The 12,265-nt window shown below is 67.5% G+C and carries 10 protein-coding genes and 1 rRNA gene; 4 read left to right on the forward strand and 7 right to left on the reverse strand.

Annotated elements, in window-relative coordinates; translation table 11 throughout:
• The 3 genes from AWB95_RS03365 to AWB95_RS03375 all read right to left on the reverse strand — a co-directional run.
• Positions 1 to 60: ribosomal RNA gene (locus tag AWB95_RS03365) — 16S ribosomal RNA — on the reverse strand; the annotation flags it as partial.
• Positions 61 to 394: 334 nt separating this feature from the next.
• On the reverse strand, positions 395 to 1,666 hold the full coding sequence (gene tyrS, locus AWB95_RS03370; protein ID WP_085167639.1) for a tyrosine--tRNA ligase: 1,272 nt from the start codon (positions 1,664 to 1,666) through the stop codon (positions 395 to 397).
• A gap of 24 nt (positions 1,667 to 1,690) precedes the next feature.
• Positions 1,691 to 2,302, reverse strand: coding sequence for a DNA-3-methyladenine glycosylase (locus AWB95_RS03375; RefSeq protein ID WP_099539709.1), 612 nt, complete (start codon positions 2,300 to 2,302; stop codon positions 1,691 to 1,693).
• A gap of 57 nt (positions 2,303 to 2,359) precedes the next feature.
• Between AWB95_RS03375 and AWB95_RS03380 the strand changes: the two genes are divergently transcribed.
• From AWB95_RS03380 to AWB95_RS03390, 3 genes are read left to right on the forward strand one after another with little or no spacing between them, the layout of a single operon-like run.
• A complete protein-coding gene (locus AWB95_RS03380) occupies positions 2,360 to 3,124 on the forward strand; it encodes an ABC transporter ATP-binding protein (protein ID WP_085167641.1) in 765 nt (254 codons plus the stop codon).
• A gap of 2 nt (positions 3,125 to 3,126) precedes the next feature.
• A complete protein-coding gene (locus AWB95_RS03385) occupies positions 3,127 to 3,876 on the forward strand; it encodes an ABC transporter permease (RefSeq protein ID WP_232315738.1) in 750 nt (249 codons plus the stop codon).
• 4 nt (positions 3,877 to 3,880) lie between these two features.
• Positions 3,881 to 4,486 (forward strand): TetR/AcrR family transcriptional regulator, encoded by a 606-nt coding sequence (locus AWB95_RS03390; RefSeq protein ID WP_062541259.1) that lies wholly within the window; start codon positions 3,881 to 3,883, stop codon positions 4,484 to 4,486.
• Here AWB95_RS03390 and AWB95_RS03395 read toward each other — a convergent pair.
• Together AWB95_RS03395 and AWB95_RS03400 are read right to left on the reverse strand one after the other, a co-directional pair.
• Positions 4,452 to 4,664 carry a Trm112 family protein gene (locus AWB95_RS03395; protein WP_062541258.1) on the reverse strand — a complete coding sequence of 71 codons (213 nt, stop codon included), beginning with the start codon at positions 4,662 to 4,664 and terminating at the stop codon, positions 4,452 to 4,454. The genes AWB95_RS03390 and AWB95_RS03395 overlap by 35 nt on opposite strands.
• On the reverse strand, positions 4,661 to 7,633 hold the full coding sequence (locus AWB95_RS03400) for an acyl-CoA synthetase (protein ID WP_062541257.1): 2,973 nt from the start codon (positions 7,631 to 7,633) through the stop codon (positions 4,661 to 4,663). The genes AWB95_RS03395 and AWB95_RS03400 overlap by 4 nt, the downstream gene beginning before the upstream one ends.
• Positions 7,634 to 7,807: 174 nt before the next feature.
• Here AWB95_RS03400 and AWB95_RS03405 point away from each other — a divergent pair, with 174 nt between their 5' ends.
• Complete coding sequence (locus AWB95_RS03405; protein WP_084707371.1) at positions 7,808 to 9,574, forward strand: ABC-F family ATP-binding cassette domain-containing protein; 1,767 nt, start codon at positions 7,808 to 7,810, stop codon at positions 9,572 to 9,574.
• Here AWB95_RS03405 and argH read toward each other — a convergent pair.
• Both argH and AWB95_RS03415 read right to left on the reverse strand, forming a co-directional pair.
• Positions 9,571 to 10,983, reverse strand: coding sequence for an argininosuccinate lyase (gene argH, locus AWB95_RS03410; RefSeq protein WP_085167643.1), 1,413 nt, complete (start codon positions 10,981 to 10,983; stop codon positions 9,571 to 9,573). The two genes, AWB95_RS03405 and argH, sit on opposite strands and share 4 nt — an antisense overlap.
• Positions 10,984 to 11,062: 79 nt before the next feature.
• Positions 11,063 to 12,259, reverse strand: a complete 1,197-nt coding sequence (locus AWB95_RS03415; protein ID WP_062540110.1) for an argininosuccinate synthase — start codon at positions 12,257 to 12,259, stop codon at positions 11,063 to 11,065.
• Positions 12,260 to 12,265: the final 6 nt, after the last annotated feature.

Here is a 12,265-nt window from a genome sequence, read left to right on the forward strand (position 1 = left end):
TTGCATGTGTTAAGCACGCCGCCAGCGTTCGTCCTGAGCCAGGATCAAACTCTCCAAACAAAACCGATTCAGAGAAAACAACCTGACAAACAAACAAAAAACCACACCCCAACCACGGGGCAGTCAAGGCATGGCAAAAAAACAACAACAAACAAAACCACCAAACACACTATTGAGTTCTCAAACAACACCCGCATCCCAGCGGCCGCGCAACCAGCCCGCGGCGATTGCCGCGAACTGATGAAGCGGACAAGGTGGAACATCCTCGAATGCCGAGGTATTCCTCAGGATGCCGTCGCGTTGCGGACCCGCCGCAGCGCGACGACAACAAGTTACGCGAGGGAAAACTGAGAGTCAAATGGCCTGCTAGACCCCGGGTTTCGGCTCGCAGTGCTTAGTCAACGCGCTCGACGCCGGCGATGTTCCGCTTGCCCCGGCGCAGCACCAGCCACCGTCCGTGCAGGAAGTCGGATGGCTGCGGCGCCCAGTCATCGTCGCCGATCTTGGTGTTGTTGACCGCCACGCCGCCCTCGGCGATCGTGCGCCGTGCGGCACCCCTGCTCGCGCACAGGCCGCTGGCCACCAGCAAGTCGACGATCCCGTCCGGCGCGCCGGGCTTCAGCTCGGCCACCGAGGCCTCCCGCAACGCGGCGCTCAGTGTGGCCTCGTCCAGGCCCGCCAGCTCGCCGCGGCCGAACAACGCCCGGCTGGCGTGCTCGACGGCCTCGGTGGCCGCCTCACCGTGCACCAGCGTGGTGAGCTCGCGTGCCAGCCGCCGTTGCGCCGCCCGCTCTTGCGGCCGCGACGCCGTGGCCTGCTCCAGCTCGGCCAGTTCGTCGCCCGACAGAAAGGTGAACCAGCGCAGGTAGCGGACGACGTCGGCGTCGGCGGTGTTGACGAAGTACTGGTACCAGGCGTACGGCGTGGTCAGCTCCGGGTCCAGCCACACGTTGCCGCCACCGGTGGACTTACCGAACTTGGTGCCGTCGGCCGAGGTCACCAGCGGCACCGTCAGCGCGTGCACGCTGGCGCCGAGCTTTTGGCGTACCAGGCGCACCCCTGCGATGATGTTGCCCCACTGATCGGAGCCGCCGATCTGCAGCACGCAATCGTGGCGCCGGTACAGCTGCACGTAGTCGTTGGCCTGCAACAGCATGTAGCTGAATTCGGTGTAGGAGATGCCCTCGCCCTCGAGGCGGCGCCGGATGGTGTCGCGGTCCAGCATCACGTTGACCGAGAAGTGCTTTCCGACGTCGCGCAGCAGCTCGATCGCGGACATGCCGCTGGTCCACTCGAGGTTGTTTTCGACGATCGCGCCCGTTGGTGAATCGTCGAAGTCGACGAACCGTTCCAGCTGGCCGCGGATCCGGTCGGTCCAGTCGAAGACGGTCTCGGCCGCGTTGAGCACGCGTTCGCCGCTGTCCCGCGGATCGCCGATCAGGCCGGTGGCGCCGCCGGCCAGCACGATCGGCCGATGCCCCGCGCGCTGGAAGCGGCGCAGCGCCAGCAGCGGCACCAGGTGTCCGGCGTGCAGGCTCGGTGCGGTGGGGTCAAATCCCGCGTAGAGGGTGATTGGGCCCTGGGCTACGGCGGCGGCCAGCGCGTCGATGTCGGTGGACTGCGCAATCAGCCCGCGCCAACTCAGCTCGTCGAGGATCGTGCCCATGGAATAGATCTTCTCCGATCTTCGCTAATCGCTGGCCCCTGGGGCGGGTGCACGGGGGCTGCGTCGGTAGGCGGAGACCTCGGGTCGGCCCTGCAACCACAGCCGCCACGGCCTGTCCGCAGCGACGCTGACACCCACCCGCGGGCCGGAAACCGCGGTGAGGGCGTCGTTGAGCGTCAGCCGCACCGGGCTGTTCGGGTCGAACAGATCGAGGCCGTTGTCGTCCATGGTGATTCGCAGCGCCGAGCAGAGGTTCCCCGGCCCGCGGGCCAGCGCGACGGTCCGGGCCGCGTCGCCGCGCCGGGACCGGGCGAGGTCGGTGCCGCTCTCGATGGCGCCGGCCCGCAGCAGAACGGCCGCAGCGGTGCCGTCCGGACCGCAGGCCACGTTGGCGCAGACGTGGATGCCGTGGCTGCGGTAGGTGTACAGCCGCCCGGCGGGGCCGAACATCACCGCGTTGCGGCCACTGATGCCGCGGTAGGAATGCGCCGCAGCGTCCGGCCACGGGCCGTCCGGAACCCCGCCGTAGGCCTCGACCTCGACGATCGTCGCGCTGACGCCGCGGCCGATCAGCGTGGCACCCAGCAGCCGCCGCGCCGCCGACACCGGGTCGCCGGCGAGTTCGTCAGCGCTCACGGGACAGATTCTGCCCTGGCTCTTGACAGCGGGGGTGCACAGGCGGATATTCATCACATGATGACTTCATCAAGCGATGAATTGCTTGCCCGGGGTGCGGAGGCTGCCGTCGAAATCGACCACTTGCGGGTCATTCGCGGGAAACGCCCTGCGCTGCATGACTTCTCGGTGCAGATCGCCCGCGGCACCATCACCGGCCTGTTGGGCCCGTCCGGCTGCGGCAAGACGACGCTCATGCGTTGCATCGTCGGGACCCAGATCGTGGCGTCGGGAAGCGTCACCGTCCTGGGGCATCCGGCGGGTTCGGCCCCATTGCGGCGGCGGGTCGGCTATATGCCGCAGGACCCGACCATCTATAACGACCTGCGGGTCGTCGACAACGTCCGCTACTTCGCGTCGCTGTACGGTTTCGACGCCCGGGCCGCCGACGCCGCGATCGAGCGGGTGGGGCTGACCGATCACAGCACCGCCAATTGCGGGAACCTCTCCGGTGGTCAGCGCACCCGGGCATCGCTGGCGTGCGCGCTTGTCTGCCGACCCGAGCTGCTCGTGCTCGACGAGCCGACGGTGGGCCTGGACCCGGTGCTGCGGGTGGATCTGTGGGAGCAGTTCCATGAGCTCGCCCGCGGTGGGACCACGCTGCTGGTCTCCAGTCACGTGATGGACGAAGCCGACCACTGCGGTGATCTGCTGCTGATGCGCGACGGCCATCTGGTCGCCCACACCACCCCGACCCAACTACGAGAGGACACCGGATGCACGGGACTCGAGGAAGCGTTTCTGTCCATCATCAAACGCAGCACCGCGCGCCAAGCCGGCTAGGGCTGCAGGCATACGCGGCGACGACCGCCCGGATCCTGCGACAGTTGGCCGCCGACCGTCGCAGCCTCGCGATGATCGTGCTGGTGCCGATTCTCGTCATCACGCTGATGTACTTCATGTTCGAAAATGCACCACACCGCCCCGGCACGCCGTCGCCGTTCAACAACGCCTGCCTGATCCTGCTGGGGCTTTTTCCGCTGTTCTTGATGTTCATCATCACGTCGATCACCATGCAGCGCGAACGAGCCTCGGGAACGCTGGAGCGGATCCTCACCACTCCGCTTCGCCGGCTCGACTTGCTGATGGCGTACGGCACCGCGTTCTCGACTGCTGCTGCGGCGCAAGCGATTCTGGCTTGCTTGGTGTCGTTCTGGTTCCTGGGATTCGACACCGCCGGCAGCCCGGTCTGGGTGTTCGTGATCGCGATCGTCAACGCGGTGCTCGGGGTGGGGCTGGGCCTGTTGTGTAGTGCGTTCGCCCGCACCGAGTTTCAGGCCGTGCAGTTCATCCCGTTGGTGATGGTTCCCCAGCTGCTGCTGGCCGGAATCATCGTCCCGCGGGCGCTGATGGCGACGTGGCTGCAGTGGATCAGCAACGTGCTGCCCGCCAGCTACGCCCTGGAGGCGTTGCAGCAAGTGGGCGCACATCCGGAGCTGACGTGGATTGCGGTGCGCGACATGATCGTGGTGCTGGACTTTGCGATCGTGGCGCTGTGCCTGGCCGCGGCGACGCTGCGCCGACGGACTCCGTAATCCGGTGGCCAATCGCCGTGGGCGCCCGCCGGGCACCTCCGACGCCCGGGAACGGATTCTTGCGAGCGCACGAGAGCTATTCGCCCGCAACGGTATTGCTAATACATCGGTACGCGCGGTGGCCGCCGCGGCCGGCGTCGACTCTGCGTTGGTGCATCACTATTACGGCACCAAGGAAAAGCTGTTCGCCGCGGCCGTCCACATCCCGATCGACCCGATGGAGGTCATCGGCCCGTTGCGCGAAGTGCCACTCGAGGACCTCGGCTACACGCTGCCGTCGCTGTTGTTGCCGCTGTGGGACTCCGAGATAGGTGCCGGTTTCATCGCCGAGCTACGGTCGATTCTGGCCGGCTCGGAGGTGAACCTTTTCCGGTCGTTCATCCAAGACGTGATCACGACCGAAGTGGGTTCGCGGGTCGACAGTCCCCCGGGCAGCGGCAGGATCCGCGTGCAATTCGTGGCATCGCAGTTGGTGGGCGTGGTGATGGCGCGTTACATCTTGGAGCTGGAGCCATTCAAATCGCTGCCGGCCCAACAGATCGCCGAAACCATCGCACCGAACCTGCAGCGTTACCTCACCGGGGATCTGCCGGGTTGGCCCGCGCCATGAGCCGCGCGTGCTCGTCGTCGCCGACGTCGCGAGCCTCGTCGACCAGCAGTACCGGGATGCCGTCCTCGATCCGGTAGGCACGTCGCAGCCGCGGGTTGTAGAGCGTGTCGTCGACCAGCAGCAGCGGGCCGCGGTCGGCAGGGCAGACCAGAATGCTCAGCAGCGCGTCGTCGATCATGCGTGGCTGCCGGACAGCTCGGTCCGCACCGACGAGGTCAGCCGCCGGAACTGGTTGGTGAAGGTGTCGAAATACCAGGCATGCCGCCCCGGCTTCGGGATACCGGCCGCGCGCAACGCGCTGACCGCGGGGCGGTAGGTGGCACTGAGCGTCATCTCGGGAACAACGTGCACGATGTCAGGCCCAAGCCCGAACGGCATGCCCGCCACCGCCTCCGTGAGATCCGCCGCTGTGATGGTGGCGCCCGGTTGCAATGTCACGGCCGACACGGCGACCTGCTGGCCGCGCACCGACACGCCGTAGGTCACCGCGAGGTCGACGCCGGTGATCAGGCCGAGCGCGTCGATGATCGGCTCGCAATAGACCATCCCCCGCGCGGTGCGGATCACCGAACCACGCCGGCCCAGCAGCCAGTAGTCGCCATCGGTGTCGCGACGGAACAGGTATTCCGTGGAGATCCAGGTGTCGGCGGGTGCGAAGACCCCACGCTTCACCGACGCGGTGGGATCGATCGGACCGCGCGGCTGGGCCAGCAGCACCCCGGGCTCGCCGGCCTCGGCGACCTTCACGAAACCCTGGTCGTTCTCGAGGATCAGATCGTGTTCGGCGTCGTAGGCGCCCAGTTCGACACGGCTGGCACCAGGTAGCGGTCGGCCCTTGCTGCCGATCTTGGCGCCGGACACATTGGCCAGCACCGCCTGCCCGTCGGTGGTGGCGAAGAACTCGACCACATGCGCGGGCGCGAACACGTCGACGATGCGCTGCCACAAACCGGTCGGCATACCGGAACCGATGAACAACCGGACCGGATGATTGCCGTGCAGCACGAAAGCAGGGTCGTCGATGACATCGCGCAGCATCGCCCAGGTGTAGGACACCACCGTGACGCCGTACTGGTGCACCTCGGCGACGAACCGGTCCGGGCACAGCCCGCGCGACAGCGCGATGCGGGCGCCGCCGACCACCGCCCCGCCCAGGCTCACCAGCAGCCCCGACTCGTGATGCAACGGCGTCAGGCAGTACACGGTGTCGCCGCGTCCCAGCGCGGCCGTCGAGGCCGTACCGAACGCCGACAACGCCCAGCGATAGTTGGTGATCTGCTTGGCAACCAGTTCGCCGCCGATGGTGCTGAACGCGACAAAGGCCAGGTCGCGCGCAAACCCCGGGTTGGGTCGGTACCAGCCGGGCAGCTCGACGGCGTCCGGGTCGATTTTCTCCATGTCGATGACGCCCGCGTCGTCGGGCAGATCCAGATCACGTGCCTCACCACCCCCGAGAACCAGGATCTGGCCGGGCAATTGGCGCGCGGTCTCCAGGTTGGTGGGGTCGGTGATGATCTCGCTGACGCCGCCGATCCGCACCGCCGCGGCGAGGTCGGCGTCGGGCCGCATCAGCACCGCCACCGCGCCCAGCCGGGACAGCGCGGCGATCGCGACGAGTGCGCTGGGTCGGGTCTCCATCAGCACGCCGACGTGTTCACCCTGCCGGACGCCAACTTCGATCAGGCCGCGAACAACATTGTCGATGCGCCGGTTCACCGCTTCGTAGGTATGCACCCGCCCGTCGAACAGCAGGAATTCGCCCTGCGGCGCGTCGTGCGCCTGTTCGCCGATGATCCGGCCCAACGAGATCCGCGTGTGGTCGTTGATCTGGCCCAGCCTTGCCAATCGGGGCAGTGTCCGGACCGTTTCGACAGCCAGCGTGCGCACCGACTTGTTGGCCGCCACCACCGCGTCGGCCGCGCCGCGGGCAACCGCCAGCGCCACCTCCGAAGCTTCACCGATGCCGTGCGCCACCCGCGAGCTGAATGCCACGCCACTGTCGGTGCGTTCGACCGGTTGGTCGGCCATCGGCACGATGCCGTCCGGTTTGCCGCCGTGCCCGGAGATCCACTTCACCCATTGGGCGACAGTCGGCCAAGACTGCTGTGCCGCTTTGGAACCGACGACCAAGCCGAAGTGGCCTGCCCGCAGCGTGTACTCGTACACGTCGGCGTTGGGCGCCGCACGCCTGATGCCGCGCACCGCCGGCGGTTGGCCGATGTCGTCGACCTCTCCGACGAAAGCCAGCACCGGGCAGGTGATGTCGGTCAACGTGACCAGTTGACCGTTGATCGCGAAACCACCGGTCATCATCCGGTTGTGGGCGATGAATTGCTTGAGCAATTCGGAGACCGCGGGACCCGACCAGGCGATCCAGCCTTCGGACTCCAAGAACCTGCGCTGCGCTTCCCGGGGGAGCAACGCCTCACGATCGTGTAACTGACGCACGAAGTCCAGCCGCGCCTTCGCGGTCTTCAGTGGGTCCATCATCTGAAAACCCATGCGCGCCAACCAGCTTGGAATGTCCAGTCGGTTGAACACATGGTCGGCCATGAAGTTGGCGGTGGCCTGGGCAAGGTTGGGCGGAACACCCATCGGCAGCGCGGCAAGGGTGTCCACCGGCGACCCGAACGCCACGATGCTGGCGATGTTCTTGGAACGCCGATATCCGGCCGCCTGGTAGCAGAACATCCCGCCTTGCGAATAGCCGACCAGGTGCACGTCCTGGCCGGTGTTCTCCACCGTGGTGTCGATGGCCTCGCTCAGCGCGACGATGTGGTCGGCGAGGTTGCGGCGCATGCCGCCCTCGACCTTGTCCGGCGAGCCGAAGTCGATCACCCAGGGATCCAGCCCGGCGCTGTGCAGGATGCCGACCGCGCCCTCGGACCTGGTGACGTCCCACATGTTCGCCGACATCATCATCGGGTGCACCAGCAACACCGGTGGGCCCGCCGGCGGCTGCCCGGGCCGGTTGTCCGGCGGGAAATACCGCCGAAGCTTGTACATCGGAACGCTTTCGACAACCTGGAACGGCGACGGAACCGTCCCGGTCTCCAGCCCGCCGAGGCGCAAAACTTCAAGACCGTTCTGCGCCGTCGCCATGAGACGCTCGACCGGTCGCGTGACCGCTGAAAGATGTAGGTCCACCGCTGCTCCCCTGATTGACCTGCATATTCTGGCACATCGCGCGGTGCTGCGTTCGGTTGCGCGTCGACCCGCTTCGCCCGGCTCCGCCGCCCTCGCGATCGCCGCTGTTCGGTTGCGCGTCGACCCGCTTCGCCCGGCTCCGCCGCCCTCGCGATCGCCGCTACGTTGGGATGCGTGGCGCACCTGCTCGGGACCGAGGCCGTGCACCTGGAATACCCCACTCAGGTCGTCTTCGAGTCGCTGACCGTCGGCGTAAGCGACGGTGACCGGATCGGCATAGTCGGACTAAACGGCGACGGCAAATCCAGCCTGCTGGGCCTGCTCACCGGGTCGCTGCGCCCGGATTCCGGCCGGGTCACCTGCCGCAGCGGGCTGCGAGTGGGCGCGCTGAGTCAGGCCGACACGCTGGACCCGGGCCGCACCGTCGGGGGGACGCTGGTCGGCGAGCGGCCCGCTCATGAATGGGCCGGCGACGCTCGCGTCCGCGATGTGGTCGGCGGCCTGGTATCCGACATCGACTGGGACGCAAGGGTTGCCACGCTCTCCGGCGGGCTGCGGCGGCGGGTGCAGCTGGCCGCACTCTTGATCGGCGAGTGGGACGTGATCGCGTTGGACGAGCCGACCAACCACCTCGACATCGACGGCATCACCTGGCTCGCCGGCCACCTGGGCCAGCGCTGGCCCCGCAACGTGGGTGGGCTGCTGGTGGTGACCCACGACCGCTGGTTTCTCGACGAGGTGGCCACCACCACGTGGGAAGTGCACGACGGCACCGTGGAACCGTTCGAGGGCGGCTACGCCGCCTACGTGCTGCAGCGTCTCGAGCGGGACCGGCGCGCCGCCGTCGCCGAGGCCAAGCGGCAGAACCTGATGCGTAAGGAGTTGGCCTGGCTGCGGCGCGGCCCGCCCGCTCGCACCTCGAAACCGAAGTTCCGCGTCGACGCGGCCAACCAGTTGATCGCCGACGTCCCGCCGCTGCGCAACACCGTCGAATTGGCAAAGCTGGCAACCGCGCGCCTGGGCAAGGACGTGATCGACCTGCTGGACGTGTCGGTGTCCTTCGGCGGCCAACCGGTGCTGCGCGACGTCGAATGGCGGATCGGCCCCGGGGAACGCAGCGGCATCGTCGGAGCCAACGGCGCCGGCAAGTCCACGCTGCTGGGGTTGATCGCCGGAACCGTGCGGCCGGACACCGGAAACGTCAAGCGGGGCAAGACTGTTCGGCTGGCGGTGCTCGACCAGCAGGGCGACAAGCTGGCACCGCTGGCCGGCGACCGGGTCGTCGACGTACTCGGCAGGTTACGCAGCGGCTATCAGGTCGACGGCCGTGACGTCACGCCGGCACAGTTGTTAGAGCGGCTGGGATTCGCCCGTGCGCAGTTGTCGGCGCGCATCGGCGAGCTTTCCGGCGGCCAACGACGGCGACTGCAGCTGATGCTGACATTGCTTTCCGAGCCGAATGTGCTGCTGCTCGACGAACCCACCAACGACGTCGACACCGACATGCTGGCCGCCACCGAGGACCTGCTCGATTCCTGGCCGGGCACGCTGATCGTCGTCTCGCACGACCGCTATCTGCTCGAGCGGGTCACCGATCAGCAGTACGCCATTCTGGACGGCCGGCTGCGGCACCTGCCCGGCGGTGTCGACGAATACCTGCGGCTGTCCGCCGATTCGGCGGCCAAACGTCGCGAGCCTGCCCCTCGCAAGTCGACGACGGGTGCCGAACTGCGCGCAACGCAGAAGGAGACGACGGCAATCGAGCGCCGACTGGCACGACTGGCCGAGCAAGTCGCGGCCAAACACGTCGAGCTCGCCGAACACGACCAGACCGACCACGTCGGTTTGAGCCGGCTAACGCGGGAGCTGCGTGGCCTCGAAAGTGAGGTCGCCGCAATGGAGAATCGGTGGCTCGAGCTGTCCGAACTGCTGGACGATTAGCCACGTAGCCGTCGCCGCAGCTCCTCGGCGGCGCCGCGAACGGTATCGAGCTGCTTGGCCACCTCGATCGGCGCGGTGCCGCCGCGGGCGTCGCGCGAGGACACCGACCCCTCGATGGTCAACACCTCGCGGACCTGCGGCGTCAACTGCGGGCTTATCTCAGCCAGCTCGTCGTCGGTGAGCTCCTCCAAGCCGACGCCGCGCTGCTCGGCGGTCCGCACCGCCGCGCCGGCTGCCTCGTGGGCGACACGGAACGGAACGCCTTGTCGCACCAGCCATTCGGCGATATCGGTGGCCAGCGTGTAGCCGGCCGGAGCCAGCGCGGCCATCCGTTCGGTATCGAAGGTCAAGCTGCCCACCAGCCCGGCCATCGCCGGCAGCAGCAGCTCCAGCTGTGCCACCGAGTCGAACACCGGCTCCTTGTCCTCCTGCAGGTCGCGGTTGTAGGCCAGCGGCTGCGCCTTGAGCGTCGCCAGCAAACCGGCCAGGTTGCCGATCAGCCGGCCCGACTTGCCGCGGGCCAACTCCGCGATGTCGGGGTTCTTCTTCTGGGGCATGATCGAACTGCCGGTCGACCACGAGTCGTGCAGCGTGACGTAGCCGAATTCGGTGGAGCTCCAGATGATGATGTCCTCGGCCAGCCGCGACAGGTCCACCGCGATCATCGCGAAGACGAACGCCGCCTCCGCTGCGAAATCCCTTGCAGCCGTAGCGTCAACAGAGTTGTCAGCGGCCGCGGCGAAGCCCAGCTCCCGCGCGATCGAGTCCGGGTCGAGTCCCAGCGACGACCCGGCCAACGCGCCGGAACCGTACGGGGACACCGCGGTGCGATCATCCAGGTCGGCGATACGGTCCACGTCGCGCAGCAGCGGGTGGGCGTGGGCGAGCAGGTGGTGGGCCAACAAGATCGGTTGCGCGGACTGCAGGTGCGTCTTGCCCGGCATGATCGCGTCCGGGTGCGCGGCGGCCTGCGCGGCCAGCGCCGCGACGACGTCGAGCACCCCGCTGGCCACTCGACGCGACGCGTCGCGCAGCCACATCCGAAACAGCGTGGCCACCTGATCATTTCGCGACCGGCCGGCCCGCAGCCGACCGCCCAGGTCGGGCCCGACCCGGTCGATCAGGCCACGCTCCAGCGCGCCGTGCACGTCCTCGTCAGTCGGCAGCGGGCCGAAGCTGCCGTCGGCCACGTCGGCGGCGAGGCTATCCAGCCCGGCAAGCAGGCCGTCGCGCTGCTCCGCGGTCAGCAGCCCTGCCCGGAACAACACCTCGGTGTGCGCTTTGGACGCGGTCACGTCGTAGGGCGCTAGTACCCAGTCGAAGTGGGTGGATCGGCTCAGCGCGGCCAGCGCATCAGACGGGCCGTCGGCGAACCGTCCGCCCCACAACGACCCCTCGTTGGTGCTCATGCTTTCTCCGCGAGCAGCCGCAAAATCGCATCGATGGGGCCGTCTGCGTGCGATTTTGCGTCTGCTCGCGAGAAGACCGTCACTGCAGATCCCTGCGGGCCGCGATCTTCGACGACAGGCCGTGCACGTAGACGAATCCTTTCGCCTTGGACTGGTCGAAGCTGTCGCCCTCGTCGTAGGTGGCCAGGTTGAAGTCATATAGAGATTCAGCGCTCCGGCGACCATTCACCGCAATGTGGCCGCCGTGCAACACCATTCGGATCTCGCCGGTCACGTGCTGCTGTGTGGTGGCGACAAAGCTCTCCAACGCTCTCTTCAGCGGCGAGTACCACAACCCGTCGTAGACCAGCTCGGCCCAGCGCTGGTCGGTCAGCCGCTTGAATCGCCCGAGCTCACGCTCGAGGGTGACGTGCTCGAGCTCGGTGTGGGCGGTGATCAGCACCATCGCGCCTGGGGCTTCGTAGATTTCGCGGCTCTTGATGCCCACCAGCCGGTCCTCGACGACGTCGAGCCGCCCGACCCCCTGGGCGCCGGCCCGCTCGTTGAGTTCCTCGATGGCCTGCAATACCGACACCGGTTTGCCGTCGATGGATACCGGCACGCCCTTGTCGAACCCGACGATCACCTCGTCGGGGGTGTTCCAGTTGACGGTGGGATCTTCGGTGTAGGCGTAGACGTCCTTGGTGGGTGCATTCCAGAGATGTTCCAGGAAGCCGGTTTCCACCGCGCGGCCCCACACGTTCTGGTCGATGGAGAACGGCGAGCGCTTGGTCACGTTGATCGGGATCGCGTTCTCCTCGGCGAACGCGATCGCCTTTTCCCGTGTCCAGGCGTAGTCGCGGACCGGAGCCAGCACTTCCAGATCCGGTGCCAGGGAGGCGAACCCGACCTCGAAGCGGACCTGGTCGTTGCCCTTGCCGGTGCAGCCGTGCGCGACGATGCTGCCGCCGTGCTCGCGGGCCGCGGCCACCAGATGCTTGACGATCAACGGCCGGCTGATCGCCGACACCAGCGGGTAGCGGTCCATGTAGAGCGCGTTGGACTGGATGGTGGGCAGGCAGTAGCCCTCGGCGAATTCGTCGCGCGCGTCGACGACGACCGCCTCGACCGCGCCGCAGTCCAGCGCGCGCTGACGCACCACCTCCATGTCCTCGCCGCCCTGGCCCAAGTCGATCGCGACCGCGACGACCTCCCGGCCGGTCTCCTTGCCGATCCAGCTGATCGCGACGGAGGTGTCCAAACCGCCGGAATACGCCAGGATGACGCGCTCGGACATGAACCA

This window comes from Mycobacterium celatum, assembly GCF_002101595.1.
Classification (GTDB): Bacteria; Actinomycetota; Actinomycetes; order Mycobacteriales; family Mycobacteriaceae; genus Mycobacterium; species Mycobacterium celatum.

Bases quoted from the DNA above. Each gene is read 5' to 3' on its own strand.
- AWB95_RS03395 (WP_062541258.1), bottom strand. From the start codon at position 4,664: ATGATCGACGACGCGCTGCTGAGCATTCTGGTCTGCCCTGCCGACCGC.
- AWB95_RS03380 (WP_085167641.1), top strand. From the start codon at position 2,360: ATGATGACTTCATCAAGCGATGAATTGCTTGCCCGGGGTGCGGAGGCT.
- argH (WP_085167643.1), bottom strand. From the start codon at position 10,983: ATGAGCACCAACGAGGGGTCGTTGTGGGGCGGACGGTTCGCCGACGGC.
- AWB95_RS03415 (WP_062540110.1), bottom strand. From the start codon at position 12,259: ATGTCCGAGCGCGTCATCCTGGCGTATTCCGGCGGTTTGGACACCTCC.
- tyrS (WP_085167639.1), bottom strand. From the start codon at position 1,666: ATGGGCACGATCCTCGACGAGCTGAGTTGGCGCGGGCTGATTGCGCAG.